The organism is Streptomyces sp. NPDC048106 (genome assembly GCF_040706415.1).
GTDB lineage: Bacteria > Actinomycetota > Actinomycetes > Streptomycetales > Streptomycetaceae > Streptomyces.
The window spans coordinates 73,393-97,678 of the sequence record NZ_JBEZND010000026.1 but is presented as its reverse complement, the minus strand read 5'-3'; the positions used below and the strand labels follow the sequence as shown (position 1 = coordinate 97,678).

The following is a 24,286-nucleotide window of genomic DNA, read 5'->3' as shown; positions in this document are numbered from 1 at the left end:
CTGTTGTTCCGACAAAAAGGGGAAAGCATGCCCACTCGGAGGTCATTCCTCACATCCGCAGGCGGTCTCGCGGTCGCCGCCGCCGTGGGAACCGCGTCCGCCGGGACCCTCGCGTCCGCCGCGTCCGACGGCCCGTCCGACGCCTCCTGGGCACGGCTGGCCGACGTCCTCGGCGGGGAACTGGTCCGTCCCGCCGACTCCGGTTACGGCAGCGCCAAGACCGTCTATCTCGGTGAGTTCAGCGCGGTCGACCCGCAGGCGGTCGCCTACTGCCGGACGCCGGGCGACGTGCGGGCCTGCCTGGAGTTCGCCCACCGGCAGGGGATCGAACTGCGCACCCGCAGCGGCGGCCACAACCTGGCCGGCTGGTCGACCGGAGAGGGGCTGGTCGTCGACGTCTCCGCCTTCGACCAGGTCCGGGCCGGTGAACGGACGGTCCATCTGGGCCCCGGCGCGATGTCGATCGACGCCCTCACCGCCCTGGAGCCGCAGCACCTCCAGATCGTGACCGGCACCTGCCCCACCGTGCGGCCCGGCGGCTTTCTCTCCGGTGGCGGGATAGGCCACCAGACGCGCAAGTTCGGCACGGGCTCCGACCGGCTCGTCTCCGCGCGGGTCCTGCTCGCCGACGGCCGCCTGGTGACGGCCTCCGAGACCAGCGAGCCCGAGCTGTTCTGGGCGCTGCGCGGCGGCGGGGGCGGCAACTTCGGCATCGTCCTCGACTTCGAGGTCGTCCCGGTCGACCAGCCCGGCGGCGTGTACTTCGACACCGAATGGCCCTGGGACAAGGCGCAGGAGGTGATCGAGGCCTGGCAGCGGTGGAGCGTCGCGAGCCCCCACGACCTCGGTTCCGCCCTGCTCGTCGCCCTGCCCGACGCGGCCCCCGGCAGCACGCCGTCCGCGCTGCTCACCGGCGCCTACTGGGGCGACCGGGCCGAACTCGTCGCCGGGCTCGCCGAGCTGGCGTCCCAGGCGGGCACCCGGCCGGTGCGCCAGGAGGTCAGCGAACTGGCCTACGGCGACGTGATGCGCCGGATCTACGGCTGCGGGCAGATCACCATCAGGGAGTGCCACCTCACGGGCCAGAACCCCGACGGGCAACTGCCCCGCAACGGCCTGCTGCGCGAACGCACCCGGATCTTCGACCGCCCGGTCACCGGATCCGTCCTCGCGGACGCGCTGGCCTCCTACGACGCCGACCGCCGGGCGGGCCAGACCCGGCTGCTCTCCTTCACCGCGACCGGCGGCCGCGCGAACGAGACCAGCCGTACGGCCACCGCCTACTGGCACCGCACCGCGCAGTTCATGACCGGGTTCGCCGCCATGACCCAGAACCCCGCACCGCCCGAGGACGAGGAGGCGGACATGACGGCCTGGGTCGACCGCGGCTTCGGCATCCTCGAACAGGTCTCCGCCAAGGAGGCGTACGTCAACTTCCCCGACCCGCGTCTGGGGGACTGGCAGCGGGCCTACTACGGGGACAACTACGCGAGGCTGCTCACCGTCAAGCACGCCTACGACCCGGGTGACGTCTTCCGCCACCCGCAGAGCATCGGCAGCTGACCGCGATGACGGGCGGACTCAGCACTCACCTCCCGTCCCCCGCCGGGCGGCCGGGACTCCTCGGGATCGACATCGGCGGCACCAAGGTCGCGCTGCGCGTGCGGGACGGCGCGGGCGACGCGCGGGAGACGTTCCGCTGGCCCGCGGCGGGCGACGCCGACGGCGACCTGGCCCTGCTCACCGAACGGGTCCGGGCCCTGGCGCGGCGCCGCCCGGCCCCGCCCGGCGCGGTCGGCGTGGCGGTGCCCGTGGCCTGCGACCCCGCCGGACGCGTGCGCACCTGGCCGGGACGGCCGGGCTGGGAAGGGCTGGACCTGGCGGCCGCGCTGCGCCGGATGCTGCCCGGCACCCCCCTCGGGTGGGCCGACGACGGCGACCTGGCCGGCCTCGCCGAGGCCCGTGCGGCGGGCTGCCGGAGCATGCTCTACGTCGGGGTGGGGACCGGCGTCGGCGGCGGGCTGGTCCACGACGGCCGCCTGTGGCCGGGCCCCGGCCGGGGCTCGTTCGAGCTCGGGCACCTGGTCGTGGACGCGGCCGGGCCGCGGTGCGACTGCGGTCGCACCGGCTGTGTGCAGGCCGCCGCCTCCGGGCCGGCCACCCTGCGCCGGGCCACCGCGCTGCGCGGCCGGCCCGTCGGCTTCGCCGAACTGGCCGACGGCGTCCGGGCCGCGGCACCCTGGGCGACCGCCGCCGTCGACGCGAGCGCCGCCGCCCTGGCCCGGGCCGTGGTCGGGGTGTGCGAACTGGCCCACCCCGAACGCGTCGTGCTCGGCGGTGGTTTCGGCGCCGGCATCCCCGGTTTCGCCGCCACCGTCGCCGCGCGGGTGGCCCGGCTCGCCCGGCCGGGCGCCGACGCGGTGCCCGTGACCCCGGCGGCCCTCGGCGCGCTGTCCTCGCTCGACGGCGCGCTGCTGCTCGCCGCGGACTCCCTCGCCCCGGCAGCGGCGTGAGACCCCCGCGAAAACGCTCCCGCGGCCCGGGAATCCCCGGGCCGCGGGAGCGGTGTGCGCGGCGTGGTCTACTCCGCGATGGCCGTACGGGTCGTCCACTGGAAGACGGCCAGGTGCTCGCCGTCGACGGTCCTGAACTCCCCCTCGTGGATGAAGTGTTCGTATCCGGCACCGAAACGGTGCTTGATCTTCTCCGTCAGCGACGACGTCTCCTGCAGGCGCTCTTCGGACGGCAGGGCGGCCGGGCCGCCGATCAGCAGGGCCTTGAACTGGGGCACGGTGACAACCTCCGGTGAACGGAACACGGAATCCGGCGGAATCGCCCCGAACGGGGGCTGATGCGATGGTCGCCCTCCGGGAGGCGCCCCAACAACCCCTATATGACCCGGTATATCCGCCGGTCGTGACCGAGTCCGCGACCCGTCCCGGCCCGTCAGCCGAAGCGCAGCGACAGCTCGTTGGGGCCGGTGATGCCGATCGCCGGCCGCCACGTCACCGGGCCGACGACGGACGGCGGACCGAGGCGCTTGGCCAGCGCGGGCAGCGCCTCGCCGAGTTCCATGCGGGCCAGCGGCGCGCCCAGGCAGTAGTGGGGGCCGCCGCCGAACTGGAGCACCGGCGACTTGCGGGCCACGGTGATGTCGAACGACTCGCCGCCGGGGAAGGCACGTTCGTCGCGGTGCGCGGCCTGCACGCCGACCATGAACATGGTGCCGCGCGCGAACCGCTCGCCGCGGAACTCGATGTCCTCGGCCGCGTAGCGGTACACGGCGTTGGACGACGGGTTCCAGCGCATGATCTCCTCCACGGCCTGCGGCGCCAGCCCGGGATCGCCGCCGAGCAGGCTCCACTGGTCCGGGTGCTGGGAGAACGTCACCATGGCGTTGGCCAGTTGGAGCCGGGTGGTGTCGTGCGCGGCGAACACCATGGTGACGACGAGGTTCTGCAACTCGTCCCGGGTGACCGTGCCCTCCGCCCGCTGCACCGCCACCAGCGCGGAGATGAGGTCGTCGCCGGGATGCGCGGCCTTCTCGGCCATCAGCCGGTCGACGTACTCGTACAGACCGCTGACGGCGGCCTCCACCCGGGCGGGGATGTCACCGCCGAGGGCCAGACTGAAGACCAGGCCGATGTCACTGCTCCACGTGCGGAAGACGGGGAAGTCCTCGGCGGGCACCCCGAGCAGCTCCGTCATCACCACGAGCGGCAGCGCGTCGGCGAACTCCTCGAAGAAGTCGCACTCCCCGCCGTCGGCCAGCCGGCCGGCGAGCCGCTCGGAGGTCTCCCGGATGAGCGGCCGCAGCCCCTCCACCATGCGCGGGGTGAACGCCTTGTTGACGAGGCCCCGCATCCGGCGGTGGTCCGACCCGTCGCGGTTGACGAGCCCGGGGACGAACCAGTCGTACACGGGCCCGTCGAGGATGCCGTTCTGCTCCATGAAGCCGTGGCCGTCGTGCTTCAGCCGGGCGTCGCGCACCAGCTCCTGCGCCTCGGCGTAGCGCAGCACCACCAGCCCGATCGGGGTGCGTGCGTACCAGTGCTCCGCCTGGGCCCGGCGCACTTCCGGGGTGTCGAAGCGGAACGCCGGATCGAGGACATCGAGAAACGGGACTTCCTGGGAAACCTCCGCGGCTTCCAATTCCGTGGACATGCCTCATCCTCTCTAGCGTGGCACACATCGGGACGGGTGGGAATTCCAGTCACCGGAAATCGTTCACCGGAAATCACTCACCGGAACTCGCTCACCAGGACTCTAGGTGCGGCTGAATTCACGGCCAAGGAATTCACCGAACGGCGGTCCGACCTCGGCAAGTTGAAATTCAGCTCAAGATCGGCGCGCCGTCGGGCGGCTTTCCCAGGCCGTGGCCAGGGCCTTCGAGAACATCTCGGTGGTCTGCGCCCCGGAGACGCCGTACTTGCGGTCCAGGACGAAGAACGGCACACCGGTCACGCCGACCACCGCGGCCTCGCGGACGTCGGAGCGGACGTCGTCGGCGTAGGCGGCCGGGTCCGCGAGGACGGCCCGCGCCGCGTCGGCGTCCAGCCCGGCCCGCACGGCGAGCTCCACGAGGCGCTCGTCATCGTCGTAGACGGACCGCTTCTCGGCGAAGTTCGCGTGGTAGAGCAGCCGGACCAGCTCGTGCGCGCGGTCCTGCTTCTTGGCGAAGTGCAGCAGGCGGTGCATGTCGAAGGTGTAGCCGTGGTCACGGCCCATGACGTAGTCGAGGCCCTCGGCGGCGCACTGCCGGCTCAGGTTGTCCTCGTTGGCCAGGGCCTGCGCCCGGGTCCAGCCCTTGCCCTTCATCAGGACGTCGAGGATCGGCTCGGCGTCCCCCTTGGTCCGGCCCGGGTCCAGTTGGAACGACCGGTGCACCACCTCCACGTCCGCGCGGTGCGGAAAGGCCGCGAGGGCCTTTTCGAAACGGGCCTGCCCGAGGTAGCACCAGGGGCAGTTGATGTCGGTCCAGATCTCCACGCGCATGCGGAGTTCTCCTTTTGTCGTCGCTGTTCTTGTGAAGGATGGTGCGGGGGCGCCGGGTCACGAGGAGGCGGTCGCGAGGGCGGCCACGCCGGTGTCGAAGGTCTCCGCGGCCGCGCGGGCCGTCTGCGCCCCGGACAGGGTGATCCGCACGAAGGTGGCGCGGCGGTCGCGCGGATCCGCCCGGCGCACCACCAGCCCGTCGCGCTCCAGACGGTCGAGCAGCCGGCTGGTGGTGGAGGGGGAGCCGGCCACCGCGTCGGCCAGCTCCTTGATCCGCATCCGGGTGCCGGCCTGTTCGAGCGTGCTCAGCGCCAGGAAGCCGGAGAGGCTGATGCCGTGCCGGCGCAGCAGCGCCCGGTCGAGTTCCTGCGCGACGCGCCAGGTCCCGACGATCCGTTCCCGCCAGCGGGCGGACTCGGTCAGCATCGGCCGCTCCCCGGTGCCGGGCACCGGGCACCGCCCGCGCCAGGCGGCGGGCCGCCCAGGCGGTGGCCCGGTTCGCTCCGGTGGGCGGGTGTCGCCGTCATCGTCGTCCGGCACATGGATCTCACCGTCATCTCGTCGGCTCCTGGACTGTGCGGGGTCGGTCGCATGCGGCGGCCGGGCGGGAGGGCGCGGGCATGGCTGAGGCGCCGCCCGGGGCGGACGGCGCCCGCCAGCGGCGGCCCCGGGGGCCGCGCCGGCACCGGCCGGGTCCACCGGCCGGCTCAGCCGGGCACGTGCTCGGACTCCGGCTCGCTCCGCGTCTCGGCCGAGGACACGGCCGTGACGGCCGGCCGCTTCTTGATGGCCAGGGCGAGGAACCCGCCCAGGATCAGCAGCCCGGCACCGATCAGACCGGCCAGGCGCAGGCCGCTGACCACGTCGGAGGCGGCCGCGTCGGCGTACGTGCCGCTGAACGTGGAGTTGGCGACGGCCACGAGGACCGCGAGGCCCACCGCGCCGCCCACCTGCTGGGCGGTGGACGCCATGGCGCTGGCCACGCCCTGCTGCTCCGCGGCGACACCGGAACCGGCGGTGGCGAAGACGGAGACGAACACCAGACCGCCGCCGACACCCCAGACGAGCGAGCCGGGAAGCAGCGCCCAGAAGGAGCCGCCGGTGGTCATGACCACGGCCGTAAGCCCGATGCCGATGCCGTTCACGACCATGCCGAGGAACAGGGTGATGCGCGGACCGAAGCGTTCCATGCACTTCGGCGCGAGCTGGCCGGATCCGATGATCGAGAACAGGGTGAGCGGCAGGAAGGCGAGACCGGCCTGGATCGGGCTGTAGCCGAGGACCGGCTGCACATAGGTGGTGAAGATGTAGTACGCCCCCGCGAGCGCGGTCTGGAAGACCAGCAGCACCGCCATGGCCACCACCAGGGGCCGGTTGCGCAGCAGGTGCAGCGGCATGAGCGGGTTGCGGGTCTTCGCCTCGGTGAAGAAGAAGGCGAGGAGCAGGACCACGCCCAGGGCCAGCGCGGAGACCGGCAGGGAGCCGGTCCAGCCGTGGTCCGGACCGGTGACCAGGCCGGTCACGATCGCGGAGACACCGATGGTGGCCAGCAGCGCGGCGGGCACGTCGAAGCCGCCCGAGGTGTTGACCGGACCGTCGCGGCGGATGGCCTTCGGCGCCGGGATGAGGATGACCAGGGCGAGCGGGATGTTGATGAAGAACACCCAGCGCCAGGAGGCCAGGTCGGTCAGCACGCCGCCGAGCAGCGCGCCGGCCGCGAGCCCCAGGGAGCCGGCCGCGCCCCACACCGAGAACGCCTTGGTGCGCTGCTGCCCCTCGAAGGAGGTGGCGATCAGCGCGAGCACGGCCGGGAAGAGGAGCGCCCCGCCCATGCCCTGGACCAGCCGCGCCCCGATCAGCATGGCCTGGCCGGTGGCCAGACCGCCGACGAGGGACGCGACGGCGTAGAAGGTCAGCCCGGTCATGAACAGGCGGCGCGCGCCCAGGCGGTCGACCGCGCGGCCGCCGAACAGCAGCAGGCCGCCGAAGGCCACGGAGTACGCCGAGACCACCCACTGCAGGGACTGGGCGGAGAAGTGCAGGGCCTGACCGATGTCCGGCAGGGCGACATAGACGATGTTCAGGTCGACGGAGATGATGACCTGCGAGAAGGCAAGCAGGAACATCACAAGTCCCGCTCTCCGGGCGGGAGTTGCTGTTGTCACGAAACCCTCCTAGGGGCTGACGGATGTGCGTTGAGCTCCAACTGGGCGCGGGGAGGCCGCCCTTCCCATTGGATGTGTGACCTGGGTCACACAAGGTGGTGTCCCGGTCAGGCGTGCGCCCGGCGCGGCCGGGAGAAACGCCGGGTGACCGGCCGCTCGACGAGCGCGTACAGCGCCCACGCCAGCAGCAGCGAGACCAGGAACTCCCCGACCATCAGCGCGATGCCGGTCGGGGTGGCGAACAGCCGGTGTCCGAGGAGTTTGCGGGTGTACTCCAGCACCGTGTAGTGCACCAGGTAGAAGGCGAAGGAGACGTCGCCGAGCCAGACCAGCGCCCGGTTGCGGAAGACGCTGTACCGCCCCTCCCGGTCGGCCAGCGCGCCCGCCGCGATCAGCAGCGCCGCCGGGATCACGCAGGCCACGCGCAGGCCCCATATCAGCGGCAGGTTGAGCGCCACGACGTACGAGACGGCGAGCAGCACCCCGGCCCAGACCATGCCGATGTTGCGCCACCGGCCGAGCAGCACGGCGCGCGCCACCAGCATGCCCAGGACGAAGTCCAGCAGCCGGGCGGGCGGGAAGATGTAGGCGAACCAGAAGTAGTTGGCCGAGTCCGACGGTTCGTTGGGCACGACGGCCGTGCCCACCGGGATGAGGGCGTAGGTGAGCAGCGGCACCACGCAGATCGCCGCGAGGACACCGCCGATCCAGTACTTCAGCCGGTGCGCGGGGATGCGCCGCAGGAGCGGGAACAGCGCCGGGAACGCGAGGTAGAAGAACGCCTCGGTGGACAGCGACCAACCGACGTTGTTCACCGCGAAGTTGGTCGGCACGTCCGGCGACCACGACTGGAGCATGAAGAAGCTCAGCACGTCCTGGAGCGGTGTGGTGGCCCCGTCGACGCCCTCCACCAGCACCCGCGCCAGGATCCAGCCCACGATGTACGGCGGCACGATCTTGACGTAGCGCCGGCGCCACCAGGCCCCCGCGGACTGGGTGCCCCGGTAGGAGTAGACCAGGATGAAGCCGCTGAGGATGAACCAGAAGGGCATGGTCAGGCCGCCGACCTGCTCGACGGCTCGGTAGAACCGGTGCTCCAGCGAGTCGTCGGCGAACAGCCGCAGGGCGGGGAACATCAGCGCGGAGTGGAAGAGGAAGACGGCCACCGCCACCGGGGCGCGCAACCCGGTGAGGGTGGGCAGGCGGGCGAGCTGCGACTTGTCGGCCGCGGACGGGGCGGCCGGTCTCTTCGGACCGGCCGCCGGCGGGGCCACGGCGACCGGCGGCCCGGGGGCGGCCTCTTCGGCGAAGTGCTCGGTGGTCATGGATCGCTCACTCCTTGGGAGGGTCTTCGAGGCGTCACAGGTCGAGCACGAGACGGGGCGAGCGGCAGCGCGAGACGCAGATCAGCACGGTGGCGTTGGAGTCCCGTTCCGCGTCGGTGAGGACGACGTCCCGGTGGTCGGGCACCCCGTCGAGCACCGGGGTCTCGCAGGTGCCGCAGACCCCGTCCCGGCAGGAGGCGTCCACCAGCACACCGGCGTCCTCCAGCACGTCGACGATCGACTCGTCGGGGCCCACCACGACGGTCATCCCGGACTGGACGCACTCCACCTCGAAGGACGTCTCGCCCTCCGGCGGCGCGGTGGCGGTCGTCGCGAAGCGCTCGACGCGGAGCCGGTCGCGCATGCCGAGCCGGTCGCACGCGGACTCCACGGCGTCCAGCAGCCGTTCGGGCCCGCAGCAGTACACCAGGGCGCCCGCCGGGGCCTCGGCCAGCACGCGGTCGAGGTCCAGCCGGCCGCGCTCGTCCTTCGGCTGGAGCGTCACCACCCGCTCGGCCGTGGCGAGTCGGTCCAGCTCGTCGGCGAAGGCCATCGAGGCGCGGCCGCGGCCGGCGTAGCAGAACCGCCAGCGCCGGCCGCGGGCCCCGGCCTCGCGGGCGTGGGCGAGCAGCGGCGTCACCCCGATGCCGCCGGCGACGAAGAGGTAGTCGTCGGCGTCGGCCAGCTCGAAGTGGTTGCGCGGACCGCGCACGGTGACGCTCGCCCCGGGCCGCAGCGTGGTGTGCGCGTAAGCCGAACCGCCGCGCGACGCCGGGTCCTTGAGGATGGCCACCCGGTACCGGCCCGGGTCGTCCGGGTCTCCGCACAGGCTGTACTGGCGGACCATCCCGTCGAGGTGCAGATCGATGTGCGCCCCGGCCGTCCAGGAGGGCAGCGGCTTGCCCCGGGGATCGACCAGCTCCAGGGACAGGACGTCCTCGGCCTCCCAGGTCATCCGGTGCACCAGCAGGTCGTACGGCTCCTCGGCACCGCTCATACGGTGCCGCCGAAGCGGATGTCATTGCCGAAGGCGACGTTGTGGCTCTTCACGTCGATCGTGACCCGGTCCCCGTCGGCGATCCGGAAGCCGTCGTGGAAGCTGGCCTTGTCGGCGCCCAGCAGCACGTAGTTGACCAGTCCCGGGCGGCGCAGCGCGGGATAGTCGAACAGGTTGTCGGTCATGTCCTGGACCTTGAAGTACAGCGCGTCCCCGCCGCAGTCGAACCGGCCCTCCCAGGCGGGCACGTCGTCCCGGGTGATGGTGACCCGCCCGCTCACCGTCGCCGGCGGCTCGCCCAGGAAGAGCCAGGGCGCGATCGCGGTGTCGCACAGCTTGCAGTACGGGTTCCAGCCCGGGTTCATCCGGTGCAGCCCGATGTCGCACAGGTCGTTGCCGAAGGTGTAGCCGGCGTAGTGGGGGGTGCCCGTCTCGTCGTTGACGTAGACGAGCACGACCTCGGGCTCCTCGATCAGCGCGACCGGGTTCTCGGGGACCACGAGCGTCTCGCCGGGCAGCCGCAGCCAGGAACCGAGGCCCTTGAAGAACCAGTTGGGCGGCACGAACTCCTGATCGTCGCTGGGCGCCGAGTCGAACTTGGAGCGGTGGGTCCCCATGAAGCCGCTGACCAGGGCATTCTGGGTGGCCGTGGGCAGCAGCGGCGGCAGCAGGCGCAGCCCGGGGTCGTCGGCGGCGACGGTGACGGGCTCGGCCCCGCCGGTGACGGCGTCCACCACCGCGTCCGCGTCGGCGCCCGAGGCGAACTCCGCGGCCGGCGACCGGCCGGTGACCCGGTAGAGAGTCAGCGTCTCACCCGGTGCCGGGGTGCCGAGGCCCACATGACGCTCGCCGTGGTACTCGGTCTCGAAGATGACGTGCATGACGGTCCCTCCCAAAGGGGTGACTCGGAGAAGAGATGACGGAGGATCAGAAAGGGCTACGCGGCAGGCGGGTTCGATTCCCGTCCGCCCGCGCGGTCACCGGCCAGGTCGGCCAGCGCCGCCCCGACGCGGTCCACGTCGGCGCGGATCCACGGCAGTTCGAGGGGGTCCGGGGCGGACAGCGCCGCGAAGCGCCGCTCGTCGCTCTCGCCGTAGAGCCGGCTGGTGGCCGCGCGCAGCCGCAGGGCACCCGCGTCGTCGCCGAACGCGCTCGCGGGCAGGACGCCCAGGCCGTACCGCTCGCCGAGCAGCGCCGCCAGTCCGGCGCCGGTGCGCACGCCGTGGGCGGCCGCCAGGTGCTCGCGCAGCGGCTCGAAGTCGGGGTACAGGTAGCAGGTCGCGCGCACGGGGGCGAGGTGGGCCCCGACGGCCGTGAAGCGGTCCGCCACGGCGCGCGCCACCGCCGCGTGCAGCCCACGGGCCGCGTCCATGTGCCGTACGACCTCGGGCGGTTCACCGAACGCGTAGGCGGCGGCCTCCTGCACGGGCGCGGTGGGACTGGACCAGATCTGGCTGGCGATGCCGGTCAGCCGGCCGCGCAGCGCCCCGCCGAGCCCGCCCTCGGGGAGCCGGGCCACCCCGATGCGCCAGCCACCCAGCGCCAGGTTCTTGGTCAGACCGGTGGTGACGACGGTGCGTTCGGGGGCGTACACCGCCGGGGAGACCGCGGGGGTCTTCGGGTCGAACACCAGGTCGCAGTAGATCTCGTCGGAGATGACGACCAGGCCGAGCTCCCGGGCCGCCTCGGCCAGCCGCCGTACGGTGCCGGGCTCGGCCACGGTGCCGGTCGGGTTGTCCGGCACGGTGACCACGACGGACCTCGGGTCCCGCCCGGCGGCCCTGGCCGCGGCGACCCGCTCCCGCAGCCGGTCCGGATCGGGGACCCCGCCCTGGCCCGGCAGCACGGGGACGAACAACGGTTGTACGCCTATGAGTTCGGCCTGCGCCGCGTAGCTGACCCAGCTCGGTGCCGGGACGACCACGTCACCGCCGACGGCCAGGAGCAGCCCGAAGAGCAGCGGCTTGCTGCCGGGCCCGGCGACGACGTCGTCCGGATCGGTGGGAAGTCCGCGCCGTCCCCAGTAGCCGGCGACGGCGGTGCGCAGGGCGGCGCTGCCCGCGACCGGGCCGTAGGCGTTGTGGTGCGCGGCGGCGGCCAGCCGCTCCCTGAGGACGGGCAGCACCGGGAGCCCGATCTCGCCGCTGGCCATGGAGATCACCTGCTCACCGGCCAGCCGCCTGCGGGCGAGTGCCTCGTCGGCGGCGAGCGTGGCCGACATGGTCACCGGAGCGGGTTCGGGCATGACTGACTCCCATGAGTGGAAAAGGCATGAGCGTGGACCGGGGGGCCGGCCGGCGTCGCGCACCGGCCGGCCCCCGGTGGGGCCCGCGCGCACCCGGACACGGCGTCCTGGCGCAGGGAGTTGGCGGCGCGGGCCCGGAACAGGGGGCTCGGGCGGGGTTACGCCGGACCGAACCGGGCCCGCAGTTCGGCCTTGCGGATCTTGCCGGTGAGGGTCTTGGGCAGGAAGGGGATCGCCTCCAGCCGGTCGGGCAGGAACCGCTCGTCCTGGCCGGCGGCGCGGACGTGCTCGCGGATCTCCTCCAGCGAGGGCACCTCGTCGCCGCTGAGCACGATCACCGCCAGGATCGGGTCGGACACCGTGCCGCCCGGTCCGACCACCGCGACCTCGGACACCTTCGGGTGCCGGGCGATGATCGACTCCAGCTCGGCCATGGGCACGACCATGCCGTCCCGCATGATCGCGTCCTTCGCGCGGCACAGCACCCGGATGCCGCCCCGGCCGTCGTCACGCGCCACGTCACCGGTGTCGAACCAGCCGTCGTCGATCATCTGCTCCTCGAAGACGGCGTCGCGCCGGTAGTACGTCAGCGCCTGCGACGCGCCGCGCACCCGCAGCCGCCCGACGGGCGCCCGCTCGTCCGGGTTGAGGCACTTGTCGATGCGGATCTCCATGGCGTCGATCGGACGTCCATTGCTGTGCGCGGCCCAGTCCTGGTTGTAGTCGAGCCGCGTGATGGTCACCGGGCCGTTCTCCGACATGCCCCACAGCGAGTAGGTGCGCGCCCCGAGCGTCGCGCGCAACTCGTCGACCAGCGGCTGGAGCACCGGCGCCGAACCGGTCACCACATGGCGCAGGCTGCTCACGTCGCGCGGGTCCTGGCGCTGGGACTCGGCGATGTCGGTCAGCGTGGGGGGCGGCCCGTACACCAGCGTGCCCCGGTAGCGTTCCACCAGGTCGAGCACCGCGTCGTTCTTGCGGATGTCCTGGAAGACGATGGTCCCGCCCAGCATCACCCCGGCGAGGATGCCCTGGGCGAACCCCGAGTAGTGGACCAGGGGAGTGGTCACCACCGCCACCAGGGTGTCGTCCAGCAGGAACGTGTCGGCGTACCCGCGGACGGCCGCGTGCACGGTGTTCTGGCTGTGCAGCACGCCCTTGGACTCGCCCGTGGTGCCCGAGGTGAACAGCACCACGAACGGGTCGTCGGGGGCCAGCGTGCGCCCGGCCATCTCCTCGTCGCCGTGCACGTCCTCCCAGGCCCTGGCCACGAAGTGCTCGTGGAAGTCCTGGGCACCCTCGGGCGCCCGGCCGCCCAGCACCAGCACGTGCTGGAGACTGGTCAGCTCGTCGCGCAGCCCGGTGACCACCTTCGCCAGCGGAACGCCGTCCCACTCGGGCACCGTCACGCACACCCGGGCCTCGGTCAGCCCGAGCCGGTGGCGCAGCTCCTCCTCGGGACAGACCGGGGAGATCGGGCAGATCACCGCGCCGACCCGGATGCAGGCGTAGATCAGCGGCACCATCTCCCACCGGTTGGGCAACTGCACCGCCACGAAGTCACCGCGCTTGACGCCCAGTTCGACCAGCGCGCCGGCGAACCGGTCGGTCAGCCGGGACAGATCGGAGTAGTCCAGGGTGTCGGTGCGGGCATGCGCGATCCGGCGGGCCGCGATGGCCAGCTTGTGCGGACGCAGCCGCGCCTGCCGGCGCAGATCGTCGAGGAACGTCTGGTCCCGCCACCAGCCGCGCTGGCGGTACAGGGCCTCACGGGCCGGACGGTCGTGGGGCAGCGGGCTGGTGATCGAGACGGTCTCCAGCGGCCGCGGCCGTACCGGGGCCTCGGTCATCGGTGCTCCTTCCGGCGGGCGGACACGAGTGTCGGCAGGGGGTCGCTCTGCGGCCTCTCGGCGGCGATCTCCAGCAGGTCGCGGGTGTTGTTCCGGACCCGGGTGGCGACCCAGTCGAAGACCCAGTCCTTGCGCGCGTCACCCGGCAGTTCGAACGGCACGATCCGGGCCAGGGCGAGCCCGGCGGCGGCGGCGCCGCCCACGTTGGCCACGACGTCGGGCACCAGCGTCGTACCGGCCACGGCCATCTTCAGCTTCGCCTCGGGGCTGACCGTGATGTTGCCGCCCTCGACCACCAGACCCGCGCGCAGGCGGTGCACGTTGGCGGAGTTGACGGCGTTGTGGTTGGCCGCGAGCACCAGCACGTCGGCGTCCACGTCGAGCCATGCCTCCGGCTCCTGGGAGACGGTGACCTCCTGCGGCAGCCGGGAGCGGTCGATCCGCCCGAAGCTGTCGGTCAGGGCGATCAGGTCGTCGGCGGGCAGCCGCTCGGCGCTGATGGTGCCCTCGATGTCCGCCACCCCGACGATCCGGTGGCCGCGCGCCTCCAGGAAGCGCGCCACGGCCCGGCCGACGGTGCCGAAGCCCTGGATGACCACGCGGCGCGAGCCGGTGGCGCCGTGCAGCTGCTCCAGCGCGGCGAGAGCGGCGACGCCCACCCCGTGACCGGTGCAGTCCACCAGCGGCTCGTAGTAGGTGCGCCAGTCGTAGGGCATGTCGACGGCACGGTTCTTGCGGCGCGGGTCGTAGCCCGCCTCGGCGAAGAACACCGCCCGGTCGGCCGGCGTGACGCCGAGGTCGCAGCCGAGGTGGAGACCGCCGTGCAGGAGCGGCGCGACGGTACGGCCGAAGGTGCGCAGGGTCTCCTCCCGCGCCGTGCCGTCGGAGACGATGCCCGCCTTGGCGCCGCCGATCGGCAGGCCCACCAGGGTGAGCTTGTGCGTCATCCCGCGGGCCAGGGCGCGCACCTCCTCCTCGGTCACGTCGGGCGTCATCCGGGTGCCGCCCATGGCCAGCGAGTCGACCAGGGTGTCGACCACGACCCAGCCCTTGAGCGGGCCACCGCTGCCGTTCAGGGACACGGTGAAGGCGGGTTCTCCGGCCTCCAGGCCCTCGTCTTGAACGCTCATTTCGCGAACCTCACGATCGATCGGATGAATCAGGCGATGAATCCGGCGATGAATCCGGCGTCGGATCAGGCAATGAAGATCAGGCAATGGATGGGGCGATGGATCATGCGGTGAGTCAGGCGGTGGGTCAGTCGGAGCCGGCGCACCGCTCAGCGGTACAGATCGGCGAATCCGCGCAGGATCTCGCGGCCGTCCGTACGGAATTCGAGATGCGCCTGCGAGCCGAGGATCCGGCCGTCCGCCGACCGCAGGAATTCCACCGGGGCGTGCTCCGAGCGCCCGATCGACCGGAATCCCTCGGGCGCCGCGCGCAGATAGAGCGTGTGCCGGTGGAACACGGTGACGGTCGGTTTCACGTAGGAGAACAGGGGCTCTTCCTTGTCGACCCCCACCTCGTACCCGCCGACCCGCTGGGGCCCCTCGGCCAGTTCGCCGCCGTGGGCGACGGCGATGATCTGCATGCCGCCGCAGATCCCGAGGACGGGCACACCGGCGTTCATGACGAGGTCGACGAGCGGCCGGTAGTGGTCGCGGTCGTAGGCCCGCACCTTGGTCCCGCTGAGGACGATCGCCTGATAGCGCCCGTCCAGCCGGCCCGGCACCGAGGTGGCGTCGACCGTGTCCGTCTCGGAGCCCAGTTCCTCGAACCGCGCGCGCAGTTGCTTCAGGGACAGCGTCCCGTTGTTCACCACCAGAACCCGGGATGTGGCCACGAGTTCCGCTCCTCTCCGCTCGGGATCATGACCGGGTGACGACCGTGCCGGTGCGCCCGGCGAGGAGGTCCGCGAGCGGCGCGCTGCCGATGACCACCCGGCCGACGCCCCGCTCCAGCGCCTCACCGGCGGCCCGGAGCTTCTTGCGCATGCCGCCCGTGGCCCCGCGGTCGCGGAAGGCCGCGGCGGCCTCGGCGGTGATGTGCCGCACCGGCTCGCCGTCGACCAGCAGGTGCTCGACGTCCGTGACCAGGACCAGGGCCGCCGCACCGGCGCCGCCCGCGACGGCCGCGGCGGCCCGGTCGGCGTCGGTGTTCACCTCCTGGCCCGCGGGGTTGCGGGCGAGCGGCGTGACCAGGACGCTGTGCCCGGGCCGGGCGTGCCGGAGGAGGCCCGCGTCCACCCCGGTGATAGGTCCCACCAGGTTGTCCAGCTCGACCAGTTGCTTGTCGCGCCACCACCAGCGTTCGCCCTCACCGGCGCGGACCAGCCCCTCGCTGCCGACCAGCCGGGACGCGGAGACACCGCGGCTCGCCAGCCGTCGGACGACCTCCGCGCCGAGCTCCGCGCTGACTGCCTTGATGTCATCGATCACCTCGGGGGTCGTCCAGCGGCTCTGGTTGCCGTAGCGGTCACGCAGCACCGCCGAGGGCTCGGTGTACCGGGGGTGCAGCCGCTTCAGCGGCTTGGACCAGCCGTGCACCAGGACCAGCGGACGCTCCCGGCCGTGCTCGGCCAGGTCGTCCCACCAGGCGTCCGTCAGCCCCTCCAGGCAACTGCCGCCCAGCTTCACGACCGTGGGAGTGGGCCCGCTCATGCCGGCATCACCGGCTGCATGGCCAGCCCCGTCTCCTCCGGCAGCGAGAACCGCAGGTTGAGTGCCTGCACCGCCTGCCCGGCCGCGCCCTTGACCAGGTTGTCCAGCGCCGCGAGGACGACGACGCGCCCGCCCTCGGGGTCGTGCAGCGCGGTCACGTCGCAGAAGTTGGACCCCAGGACCGCCTGCGGGTCCGGCACCGGGATCAGCGTCTCGGTGTGCCTGCGGACCCTGACGAACGGGCGCCCCTTGTAGAAGCGCAGGTACGCCCGCTGGAGCTGCCGGGCGTCCACCTCCTGGTCGGTGAACACATAGGAACTGGCCATCAGACCGCGCACGTGCGACACCCCGTAGGCCGACATGCTCAGCGAGCCGATCGTGCCCGGCTTGCCGCGCCCGAAGAAGTCGCCTACCTCGGCCGCGTGGCGGTGCCCCGTGGGGGCGTACGGCGCGATGGCCCCGCTGCGCAGCGGATGCAGGTCCGGGGTGCGTAGCTGGAGTCCGCCACCGCTGGAGCCGCTCTTGCCGTCCACCACCACCGTCCTGATGTCCAGCCCGAGCCCGAGGACCAGCGGGGCGAGCCCCAGCGTGATGGCGGTGGCGTAGCAGCCGGGCAGCGAGATCAGCGGGGCGCCGACCAGTTCCTCGCCGACCAGCTCCGGGACGCCGTAGACGAACCGGTCGGCCAGCTCGGTGCGCCGCCGGACCTTGGGGTACCACCGCTCGTGCAGCTCGGGGGTACGGATCCGGAAGGCGCCGCTGAGGTCGAGGACGCAGGGCACCTGGTCGGCCAGCCGCTCGGCCAGCTCGGCCGAGACCGGCGCGGGCGTCGCCAGGAACACCGCGTCGCACCGGCCGGAGAGGTCGGTGGTGACCGGTTCCACGGTCAGGCCGAGGTCCAGCCGGAGACCCGGATGCAGCTCGGACGGGCGCCGTCCGACGCTGGAAGAGCCGCCCAGGAACGTCAGTTCGAGTTCCGGGTGCTGGCTGACCAGCCGGATGAGTTCCCCGCCGGCCAGTCCGGAGGCGCCGACGACACCGACGCGGATCATCCGACGACCTCCCGTACGTAACGGGCCACCGCCGAGGGGATGTCGGCGCCCGTCACCGAGGCCACGCCCCGGAAGCCGGGCGCGTGGTTGACCTCGTTGACGACGAAGCCGGACGGCGTCCCGAACAGGTCGATGCCGTAGATGCCGGGGCCGAGGACGTCCACGACGCCGTCGACGAGCTTGGCGACCTCGGGATCGTGCGCCACCGACTCCGTGCGGTTGCCGAGCGCCGCGTTGTTGCGCCAGTCCGTGCCGCCGCTGGTGAACCGGGCCGCGGCGACCAGTTCCCGGCCGACCACGAGGCAGCGCACCGAGCCGCCCTCCAGGTACGGCTCCACCAGGCAGGCCTGCTCGAAGGCGTGCCCGAGGTCTTCGACGTAGTCGTACACCGACTGTGCCGTGTCCGCGTCCCGCAGCAGCGTCACGCGCTTGCCCATGCCCCCGAAGACCGGCTTGAGGACCAGCGGCAGCGGCAGCTCCCGCAGCGCCTTCTCGAAGTCCCGGCGGGACAGCACCAGCCGGAAGTCGGGGACGGGCAGGCCGGCGGTGCGCAGCAGGTCCCGCAGGACCAGCTTGTTCTCGCAGGCGTTGATCGCCGCGGCCGAGTTGAGGGTGGGTATCCGGGAAGCCTCGGCGATGTTCGCCAGCAGGCCGCCCCGGGTGTAGCTGCGGCTGCGCACGAGTACGGCGTCGTAGTCGGCGAGGGACGCGGCGTCCGGGTCACCGAGGCACAGCGCCCCGTCGTCGACCCACTCGATGTGCAGACCGAAGGCGTCCGCCGAGCGGATCAACTCCCTTTCCTCCCAGGCGATCCGGTCCGAGACGATGGCGATGTTGCCGCCCATGAAGGTCACTCCCTCCCCGCGCTCGCGCGCTCACTGGCCCCAGTCACGGAGCTGCACCTCGACCATCTGGAGGGAGAGCCGGGAGTCCTGGACGTCCTCGACCCGGAGCGTCAGCATGCACTCGGGGCAGGCGATGGTCTCTCCCTTGACCATCGGCGGCGTCGTCAGGTCGGTCTCGCACTCCGGGCAAGCGCCGGTCAGCATGGTGGTGGACATCTCTGCCTCTCCTTGGGGTGGTTGGCCGGGCCCGGACGGCCCGGGAATCGGCTCGTCCGTCAGCGGCCGGCGGACCGGAACTCCTCGGCGCGGGCGCGCAGGGCCTCCCGGTCGAGCAGCGGATTGCCCCGCTCCCCCTGACGAGGCGTCAGCCAGGCGATGAGCGCGTCGATGTCGAGCCCCTCGGCCTCGTCGGCGAGCGCCCAGCGCACCAGCGCCGGCGTCAGCCGTGACCTGACCCGCAACTCCCGCTGGTTGCCGACGAGTTCGGCGGGCAGCGTCTCGTACGCCTCGGGGTTGCTGAGCTGCCCCGGCAGTTCGTAGGCGAAGGCGTGCGAGGTGGTGGGGCCCGACTGGAAGGCCTCGCCGAGCCCCGACCCGGCCAGCGCCACGGCGGACAGCTCGGTGAGGTGGCTCAGGTCGAAGCGGGTGTCGCCGTGCACCACGCGCAGCGAGGTCAGCAGCTCGGCCAGGGGAGCGTTGCCGCCCCGCTCGCCGATGCCGCCCACCGTCGCCGAGATCCACTCGGCGCCGGCCCGCACCGCGGCCAGCGAGTTGGCGACGGCCATGCCCAGCATGTTGTGCGAGTGGATCTCGATCTCGGAGCCGTCGATGGCCGTGAGATCGGCGATCTTCTCCTCCATCTGCCACGGTGAGAGACAGGCGACGGTCTCCGCGAGCCGGAACCGGTCGGCCCCGGCGGCGAAGCCCGCCGTGACGTACGGCACCAGCCGTTCCCTGGGGGTGCGGGCGCCGTCCTCGCCGCTGAACGTGACGTGGAAGCCGTGCTCCTTGGCCAGTTCGATTGCCGCGCGCGCCACGTTGTGCAGGTACTTGGCGCTCGGCGTGCCCAGCTTCAGCCGGGCGTGCTCCTCGGAGGTGGGGATCGAGAACATCACGTGCGTCACGCCCAGGCGCCGCGCCTCGTCCAGCGCGCCCCGCACCTGCTGACGGTCCCGCACCACGACCAGGGACATGCTGCGTTCCGGGCCGATGGACTCGTGGGTGGCGAGGATCAGGTCCGCGTCCTTGGGCGAGGGGCCGGAGATCATGCCCACCTCGACCAGTTCCACGCCGGTCCGCACCAGCAGGTCGGCGATGACCGTGGCATCCTTGGGGCCGAACTCCACGCCGGCCATGTGCGCGGAGTCTCGCAGTGTCGCGTCGGACAGGTGCGGCAGCCCCGGCGGGAGACCGTCGCGTTGCGCTGTTACCGCCATCGCATTCACTCCTTGGGAATTCCGGAAACGGGCGCTGCGGTGAACGTCTGGCGCTTAGATTTCCGAACCGCCCATTAGGGGTCAAGGATTCCCGTGTCAGGGATATGCGAGACTTTGTCAAGCGAATGTCAGGAAGCACAGACAGAGGAGAAAGAGGTCAGAGGCCTGCCAAATTACCCGGCGCGGGCTGTCCTCGGCGGCGGCTGCGGATTATGGTCGGGCTCGTTCGATTCGAGAGATTGGGGATCCCGTCATGGCCCATTCCGCCATACCTCGGCTCGGAGTTGTCGTCCCGCCGGAGAATCCGACGGCCGAGCCGGAGTTCAACAGCCTGGTCGGCGACCGGATGCACGTCTTCGCGACGCGTTTCCCGGTCACCCCGGGGATGGCGCTGCGGGAGATGCTGGAGACCTACAACGCGGTGCTGCCCCGGACGCTGGACAGCTTCGGGGAGATGCGGCTGGACGCCGCGCTCGTGGCGTGCAGCGCCTCCCACTACCTGCTGGGGCCCGACGGCGACCGCCGGTTCTGCGCGGAACTGGGCGAACGCGCCGGCTATCCGGTGCAGTCCTCCACCCAGGCCATCCTGGCCGCGTGCGAGGCCCTGGACCTGACCCGGCTGGTCCTGGTGTCGCCGTACGAACCGTGGCTGACCGACGCCTCGCGGACCTTCTGGGAGCAGGCCGGCCTCACCGTCGTACGGACCGTGCCGGTACCGGCCGGTGACCATTTCAACCCGTACGAGGTGACGACGGAGACCATCCTGGAGCGGGTGCGCGGCCACGACGTCCCGGACGACGCGGCGCTGCTGTTCACCGGCACGGGCATGTACACCCTCGCCGCGCTGGACGAACTCGCCCGGCAGGACGACCGGGTGCTGCTGACCTCCAACCTGGCCGGTGCCTGGTGGGCGCTGCGCACCGTGGACTGCCGTCCCGTCGAGGACGACCACGCGCTGCTGCGGCGGCTCGCCCGGCGGACGGAGGCGCTCGCCGCGGACGCCGCCTGACCGTCCCGGCTCCCTGAACGGCCGTCCCGTACGTCCCCCGGCGGGACGGCCCCCCTCGGGCACGGCCACGGCGCCGGGGCTGACGCCGCGGCCGTGCCCACCTGCGCAAAGAGGCCGGTGCTCCCCGAGAGCACCGGCCTCAGTCGTGCGTACGGGACGACGGCCGCGCGCGTCGCCCCGTACGGCCGACCGCGTCACAAGCCCTGGCGGCCCGCGGGGTCGTCCTGGGGTCGCCCGTGGCCGATGTCGTCGGCCGGGTACGTGCCGTCGGCCGCGATCCCGCGCAGTACCACATGCCAGATCGCGGTCAGTTGGGACTCCACGCTCTCCCGCTCCTTCCTGGCGGCCCGGGTGCAGCGCAACTGTGCCTCGGCGCCGGTGAGCAGATGGACGACGAGGGCCCGCACCGCGGCCGGATCGATGCCGGGCCGCAGTTCACGCTCCGTCGCCGTCCGCAGCAGGCGCTCCACCGTGGGCAGCCAGGTCGAGGGCCAGTCGGCCGAACCGATCTGCCGTTCGCGGCTCAGCCGGGCGGCCGCGCGCACCAGCGCCTCCTTCTCCAGCAGCCGGGCGAGTTCCAGGGTCAGGTCGACCACGGAGTGCAGGGGCCGTTCGGGATCGGCGGTCACCCTGCCCACCACGTCCCGGGTGATCGAGCCCCCGCGCACCTGGACCGCGTCGGCCAGGTCGTCCTTCGCCGGGAAGTGGAAGGTCAGGGCGCCGATGGAGATGCCGGCCGCCTTGCTGACCCGGGACAGTGTCGTGGTGCGGTAACCGTCGCGGTCGAACGCCTCCGCGGCAGCCTGCATCAAGGTCTCCCGGGTGCGCGCGGCTCTCTCCTGTTTCACCATGGTCCGTCTCCAGAAGTCCACCCGGCGGGGGAGGTCGTACAGGGGCCCGTCGAAGGCCGGACGGTCGCACCGGGTATGCGTTCCGGATGAACGGCGCGCGGCCCTGTCGCACCCGTCCAACTCACCGAACGCCGGCGTTCCTTCCCGTTTCCGCGGCCTGTCCACAACGCGGACCCCGTCGATCGCACAGACGTACCTGAGCTCGTATCCCCTTCGATCACTCATGCGTCCCGTTCGCGCGATTCCTGCCGCTGATTAGCTCATGCACAACATCAACATCGAGTGGAAGCGAACATTCCAGCCATGTCCGCGCCGGCCGCGCGCATCGCACGAGAGGGCTCCCCCGGACAGGCCCTCCCCAACTCCTCAGGTCACCGGCCGACTTGGCAAAGGTGGTGACAGCTACAAGAATAACAAAGAGAGCGTTCGTTATGATTTTGAAGGCGTGATGACGCCTGCGCCACGCCCCGTCGGCCCGGTCGGGCGAACGGCCATGCCAGGGAGGAACGCATGATGACGGAGGAACCCACGACCCGGGATGCGAAGGTGACGGCATCCCCTGAACCGGTCGCCGCCTTCGCGGAGGTCCTGTTCGGTCATCTGCCCCGTGCGGACCAGCGCCGCTGGGCCCGGAGCTATCTCCAGGGCCTGCTCGCGGCGCAGGGACGCAAGTCGATCCGGCACCTGGCCGCTGCCGTCTCCGCCTCGCCGACCGCCCCGCAATCGCTGCACCAGTTCGTCAACGCCAGTCCCTGGGACTGGAATCCGGTCAGGCACGAGCTGCGGCGCTGGGCGCGGGAACGTGTCACCGTGCGCGCCTGGACGCTGCGCACGGCCGTGCTGCCCAAACGCGGCGAGATGAGCTGCGGGGTGCACCGCCGCTTCGTGCCGGAACGCGGACGGACCGTCAACTGCCAGCTCGGCCTCGGGGTGTTCGCGTCGTCGGACGGCGAGGGCCTGCCCGTCGACTGGAGCCTGCTGCTGCCGGGGCGGTGGCTGGAGGATCCGCGGCTGCGGGGGCGCGCCCGGATCCCGGACCCCGTGTGCCACCAGCCGCTGTGGGCGCACGCGTTGTCCCTGGCGGAGGCAGCGGTCGCGGCCGGGCCGCGCGTCCCGGTCGTGGCCGACCTCGGCGACGGCCCCGACGCGGGCTCGCTGGCCATGGTGCTCGGCCGGCGCGGGCTCGACTTCGTCGTCGCGGTCCCGGCCGGGCTGCGGGTGCTGCCCGCCGACGCGGCCCCGTGCACCGGGCCGGCCGCCTCCGGCGAACCCGGCCGACCGGCCGGGGTCCTCGGCGCCCGGGACTTCCTGTACCGGCGCAGCGTCCGCAGCGCCCTCGCCGTACACGTCGGCGATCCCGCCCGGTTACGGCCCGCCCACACCCGGTCCGCGCTGGTGCGGCTGCCCGGCACCCGCCAGGTGTTCCGCCTGTTCACGGAGGTGCATCCGGTCGAGGGCAGCCGTCCGAGGGTGTGGCTGACCAACCTGACCGACCGGCGCCCCGAGCAACTGGGCGACCTCGTCCGGCTCCAGTACGGGGCGCACTCCGCGCTGGCCAGGCTGGAACGCGACTACGGAATGCTCGACTTCGAGGGCCGTTCCTTCCCGGGCTGGCACCACCACATGACCCTGGTCTCCGCCGCCTACACCTACGACCGGCTGGCCGGGGCCACGGCCGGGGAGCCCGTGCCGATGCGCGCGAGCGCGTGAACGGCGGGCGGCCAGGCCGCCCGGCACACCGGGGCGACGGCCGACCCGGCCCGGTCGTGCGTCGACCGGGCCTGTCGATCACTCACCGAGGTCGGTTCATCGTCGTTCCACATCCCCAGGGAGTCAGTGAGTCGCATGGTCAACGTCCTCGTAGTGGGTGAGCGCGCCGGCGCGGCCGAGTCCACCGTCCACGACCTGCGTCGCCAGGGCTACGCAGCCCGCAGCGTCGAGACCGGTTCCGCGGCCCTGAAGCTGCACCGGGTCGCCGACCTGATCCTGCTCAGCCTCGAACTGCCCGACATCGACGGCCTGGAGGTCTGCCGCACGATAAGGGCCGCGGGTGACACCCCCATCATCACCGTGACCGGCCGGGACAACGAGGTGGACCGGGTCCTCGCCCTCCAGGCCGGTTCCGACGACTGTGTCACCGAGGCCTGCGGCTTCCGCGAGGTCATGGCCCGCATCCAGGCCGTCATGCGCCGTGCCCGGCCGCGCTCGCCGGCCGGCTCGCGGGCACTGACGATCGGCGCGCTGCACATAGACGGCGGTTCCCACGAAGTCCTGGTCGACGGGCGGCGGGTGGACGTGACGACCAAGGAGTTCGACCTCCTCCGGCTGCTGGCCTCCCGCCCCGCCGCGGTGGTGTCCCGCCGGGAGATCATGGCCGAGATCTGGGAGAGCGACCGGGTGGCCTCCAGCCGCACCCTGGACACCCACATCAGCAGCCTGCGCGCGAAGCTCGGCTCGGGCGACTGGATCGTCACGGTACGGGGCGTCGGTTACCGCATCGGCCGGGTGTGCCCCGAGACCGGCGTACCGACTCCGGCCGCGGGGCCGCGGGCGGGCACCGCCGGGAGACCGGCGGGGGAGTCCATACCCGGCGGTCCGCCCGCGCTCGGCCGACTTCCCGAAGTGGCGCCGGAGCAGCCCGCGGACCGCGAAAACCGAACAGTTGCTATGTAACCTTGAGCTGCCCCACCAGGTCAGGATCCCCGCTGGCCCTCCGGTCCGTGACGGCGACGGCTCGGCCCCGGCAGGTCCGGACTCCGCGCCGAGCCGTGCGCACCGCTCACCGCGTCCACGACAGCCGCCCGGCGTTCCGCCCGCGGACCGCTCCGCCCGGGGACCGCCTCGGCCGTGCGCCCG

General features: G+C 72.4%; 22 protein-coding genes. 5 read left to right on the top strand and 17 right to left on the bottom strand.

Translation table 11 applies throughout. The features are described 5' to 3' along the window. The first annotated feature begins 27 nt into the window (after positions 1 to 27). Positions 28 to 1,563: an FAD-dependent oxidoreductase gene (locus AB0927_RS25205; RefSeq protein WP_366669971.1), complete on the top strand. Its 1,536-nt coding sequence runs from the start codon at positions 28 to 30 to the stop codon at positions 1,561 to 1,563. Positions 1,564 to 1,568: 5 nt separating this feature from the next. Further along, positions 1,569 to 2,513: an ROK family protein gene (locus tag AB0927_RS25200; RefSeq protein WP_366669970.1), complete on the top strand. Its 945-nt coding sequence runs from the start codon at positions 1,569 to 1,571 to the stop codon at positions 2,511 to 2,513. A 68-nt stretch (positions 2,514 to 2,581) separates the two neighbouring features. Here AB0927_RS25200 and AB0927_RS25195 read toward each other — a convergent pair whose 3' ends face one another. The 16 genes from AB0927_RS25195 to AB0927_RS25120 all read right to left on the bottom strand — a co-directional run bounded on the left by AB0927_RS25195 (position 2,582) and on the right by AB0927_RS25120 (position 19,570). Further along, the gene (locus tag AB0927_RS25195; RefSeq protein ID WP_366669969.1) at positions 2,582 to 2,791 is read right to left on the bottom strand and encodes a DUF5988 family protein; all 210 of its coding nucleotides are present in this window, start codon (positions 2,789 to 2,791) and stop codon (positions 2,582 to 2,584) included. Positions 2,792 to 2,946: 155 nt separating this feature from the next. Further along, positions 2,947 to 4,164, bottom strand: a complete 1,218-nt coding sequence (locus AB0927_RS25190; RefSeq protein ID WP_366669968.1) for a cytochrome P450 — start codon at positions 4,162 to 4,164, stop codon at positions 2,947 to 2,949. A gap of 174 nt (positions 4,165 to 4,338) precedes the next feature. Then, on the bottom strand, positions 4,339 to 4,995 hold the full coding sequence (locus tag AB0927_RS25185; protein ID WP_366669967.1) for a DsbA family oxidoreductase: 657 nt from the start codon (positions 4,993 to 4,995) through the stop codon (positions 4,339 to 4,341). A 57-nt stretch (positions 4,996 to 5,052) separates the two neighbouring features. Continuing rightward, entirely contained in the window at positions 5,053 to 5,421 is a 369-nt protein-coding gene (locus AB0927_RS25180) for a MarR family transcriptional regulator (protein ID WP_366669966.1), read from the bottom strand. A 281-nt stretch (positions 5,422 to 5,702) separates the two neighbouring features. Continuing rightward, positions 5,703 to 7,121: an MFS transporter gene (locus AB0927_RS25175; protein ID WP_366669965.1), complete on the bottom strand. Its 1,419-nt coding sequence runs from the start codon at positions 7,119 to 7,121 to the stop codon at positions 5,703 to 5,705. Positions 7,122 to 7,267: 146 nt separating this feature from the next. Beyond that, positions 7,268 to 8,485: an acyltransferase gene (locus tag AB0927_RS25170; protein WP_366669964.1), complete on the bottom strand. Its 1,218-nt coding sequence runs from the start codon at positions 8,483 to 8,485 to the stop codon at positions 7,268 to 7,270. A 34-nt stretch (positions 8,486 to 8,519) separates the two neighbouring features. Continuing rightward, entirely contained in the window at positions 8,520 to 9,482 is a 963-nt protein-coding gene (locus tag AB0927_RS25165; protein WP_366669963.1) for a PDR/VanB family oxidoreductase, read from the bottom strand. 937 nt (positions 9,483 to 10,419) lie between these two features. After that, positions 10,420 to 11,727, bottom strand: coding sequence for a pyridoxal phosphate-dependent aminotransferase (locus AB0927_RS25160; RefSeq protein ID WP_366669962.1), 1,308 nt, complete (start codon positions 11,725 to 11,727; stop codon positions 10,420 to 10,422). A 158-nt stretch (positions 11,728 to 11,885) separates the two neighbouring features. Further along, entirely contained in the window at positions 11,886 to 13,577 is a 1,692-nt protein-coding gene (locus AB0927_RS25155) for an AMP-binding protein (RefSeq protein WP_366669961.1), read from the bottom strand. After that, entirely contained in the window at positions 13,574 to 14,707 is a 1,134-nt protein-coding gene (locus AB0927_RS25150; RefSeq protein WP_366669960.1) for a Glu/Leu/Phe/Val dehydrogenase dimerization domain-containing protein, read from the bottom strand. The genes AB0927_RS25155 and AB0927_RS25150 overlap by 4 nt, the downstream gene beginning before the upstream one ends. Before the next feature lie 149 nt (positions 14,708 to 14,856). Then, the gene (locus AB0927_RS25145; RefSeq protein WP_366669959.1) at positions 14,857 to 15,420 is read right to left on the bottom strand and encodes a gamma-glutamyl-gamma-aminobutyrate hydrolase family protein; all 564 of its coding nucleotides are present in this window, start codon (positions 15,418 to 15,420) and stop codon (positions 14,857 to 14,859) included. Positions 15,421 to 15,445: 25 nt separating this feature from the next. Then, positions 15,446 to 16,237, bottom strand: a complete 792-nt coding sequence (locus AB0927_RS25140) for an acetylglutamate kinase (RefSeq protein WP_366669958.1) — start codon at positions 16,235 to 16,237, stop codon at positions 15,446 to 15,448. Beyond that, on the bottom strand, positions 16,234 to 17,289 hold the full coding sequence (argC, locus tag AB0927_RS25135; RefSeq protein WP_366669957.1) for an N-acetyl-gamma-glutamyl-phosphate reductase: 1,056 nt from the start codon (positions 17,287 to 17,289) through the stop codon (positions 16,234 to 16,236). Before argC ends, AB0927_RS25140 begins: the two co-directional genes overlap by 4 nt. Further along, positions 17,286 to 18,134, bottom strand: a complete 849-nt coding sequence (locus AB0927_RS25130; RefSeq protein ID WP_366669956.1) for a RimK family alpha-L-glutamate ligase — start codon at positions 18,132 to 18,134, stop codon at positions 17,286 to 17,288. The genes argC and AB0927_RS25130 overlap by 4 nt, the downstream gene beginning before the upstream one ends. A gap of 30 nt (positions 18,135 to 18,164) precedes the next feature. Next, positions 18,165 to 18,350 carry a lysine biosynthesis protein LysW gene (locus AB0927_RS25125; protein WP_366669955.1) on the bottom strand — a complete coding sequence of 62 codons (186 nt, stop codon included), beginning with the start codon at positions 18,348 to 18,350 and terminating at the stop codon, positions 18,165 to 18,167. Positions 18,351 to 18,409: 59 nt separating this feature from the next. After that, positions 18,410 to 19,570, bottom strand: a complete 1,161-nt coding sequence (locus tag AB0927_RS25120) for an isopropylmalate synthase (protein WP_366669954.1) — start codon at positions 19,568 to 19,570, stop codon at positions 18,410 to 18,412. A gap of 253 nt (positions 19,571 to 19,823) precedes the next feature. Between AB0927_RS25120 and AB0927_RS25115 the strand changes: the two genes are divergently transcribed. Further along, positions 19,824 to 20,579 carry an arylmalonate decarboxylase gene (locus AB0927_RS25115; protein ID WP_366669953.1) on the top strand — a complete coding sequence of 252 codons (756 nt, stop codon included), beginning with the start codon at positions 19,824 to 19,826 and terminating at the stop codon, positions 20,577 to 20,579. Between the two features lie 194 nt (positions 20,580 to 20,773). Here the strand turns inward: AB0927_RS25115 and AB0927_RS25110 are convergent, their stop codons facing one another. Then, a complete protein-coding gene (locus AB0927_RS25110) occupies positions 20,774 to 21,430 on the bottom strand; it encodes a ScbR family autoregulator-binding transcription factor (protein ID WP_366669952.1) in 657 nt (218 codons plus the stop codon). Between the two features lie 510 nt (positions 21,431 to 21,940). Between AB0927_RS25110 and AB0927_RS25105 the strand changes: the two genes are divergently transcribed. Together AB0927_RS25105 and AB0927_RS25100 are read left to right on the top strand one after the other, a co-directional pair. Further along, a complete protein-coding gene (locus AB0927_RS25105; RefSeq protein ID WP_366669951.1) occupies positions 21,941 to 23,140 on the top strand; it encodes a transposase in 1,200 nt (399 codons plus the stop codon). Positions 23,141 to 23,275: 135 nt separating this feature from the next. Continuing rightward, the gene (locus AB0927_RS25100; RefSeq protein ID WP_366669950.1) at positions 23,276 to 24,103 is read left to right on the top strand and encodes a response regulator transcription factor; all 828 of its coding nucleotides are present in this window, start codon (positions 23,276 to 23,278) and stop codon (positions 24,101 to 24,103) included. Positions 24,104 to 24,286: the final 183 nt, after the last annotated feature.

Coding starts and splice junctions, on each gene's coding strand:
- AB0927_RS25205 (WP_366669971.1), top strand. CDS start 28: ATGCCCACTCGGAGGTCATTCCTCACATCCGCAGGCGGTCTCGCGGTC.
- AB0927_RS25200 (WP_366669970.1), top strand. CDS start 1,569: ATGACGGGCGGACTCAGCACTCACCTCCCGTCCCCCGCCGGGCGGCCG.
- AB0927_RS25190 (WP_366669968.1), bottom strand. CDS start 4,164: ATGTCCACGGAATTGGAAGCCGCGGAGGTTTCCCAGGAAGTCCCGTTT.
- AB0927_RS25185 (WP_366669967.1), bottom strand. CDS start 4,995: ATGCGCGTGGAGATCTGGACCGACATCAACTGCCCCTGGTGCTACCTC.
- AB0927_RS25180 (WP_366669966.1), bottom strand. CDS start 5,421: ATGCTGACCGAGTCCGCCCGCTGGCGGGAACGGATCGTCGGGACCTGG.
- AB0927_RS25175 (WP_366669965.1), bottom strand. CDS start 7,121: ATGTTCCTGCTTGCCTTCTCGCAGGTCATCATCTCCGTCGACCTGAAC.
- AB0927_RS25170 (WP_366669964.1), bottom strand. CDS start 8,485: ATGACCACCGAGCACTTCGCCGAAGAGGCCGCCCCCGGGCCGCCGGTC.
- AB0927_RS25165 (WP_366669963.1), bottom strand. CDS start 9,482: ATGAGCGGTGCCGAGGAGCCGTACGACCTGCTGGTGCACCGGATGACC.
- AB0927_RS25160 (WP_366669962.1), bottom strand. CDS start 11,727: ATGCCCGAACCCGCTCCGGTGACCATGTCGGCCACGCTCGCCGCCGAC.
- AB0927_RS25155 (WP_366669961.1), bottom strand. CDS start 13,577: ATGACCGAGGCCCCGGTACGGCCGCGGCCGCTGGAGACCGTCTCGATC.
- AB0927_RS25150 (WP_366669960.1), bottom strand. CDS start 14,707: ATGAGCGTTCAAGACGAGGGCCTGGAGGCCGGAGAACCCGCCTTCACC.
- AB0927_RS25140 (WP_366669958.1), bottom strand. CDS start 16,237: ATGAGCGGGCCCACTCCCACGGTCGTGAAGCTGGGCGGCAGTTGCCTG.
- argC (WP_366669957.1), bottom strand. CDS start 17,289: ATGATCCGCGTCGGTGTCGTCGGCGCCTCCGGACTGGCCGGCGGGGAA.
- AB0927_RS25130 (WP_366669956.1), bottom strand. CDS start 18,134: ATGGGCGGCAACATCGCCATCGTCTCGGACCGGATCGCCTGGGAGGAA.
- AB0927_RS25125 (WP_366669955.1), bottom strand. CDS start 18,350: ATGTCCACCACCATGCTGACCGGCGCTTGCCCGGAGTGCGAGACCGAC.
- AB0927_RS25120 (WP_366669954.1), bottom strand. CDS start 19,570: ATGGCGGTAACAGCGCAACGCGACGGTCTCCCGCCGGGGCTGCCGCAC.
- AB0927_RS25115 (WP_366669953.1), top strand. CDS start 19,824: ATGGCCCATTCCGCCATACCTCGGCTCGGAGTTGTCGTCCCGCCGGAG.
- AB0927_RS25110 (WP_366669952.1), bottom strand. CDS start 21,430: ATGGTGAAACAGGAGAGAGCCGCGCGCACCCGGGAGACCTTGATGCAG.
- AB0927_RS25105 (WP_366669951.1), top strand. CDS start 21,941: ATGATGACGGAGGAACCCACGACCCGGGATGCGAAGGTGACGGCATCC.
- AB0927_RS25100 (WP_366669950.1), top strand. CDS start 23,276: ATGGTCAACGTCCTCGTAGTGGGTGAGCGCGCCGGCGCGGCCGAGTCC.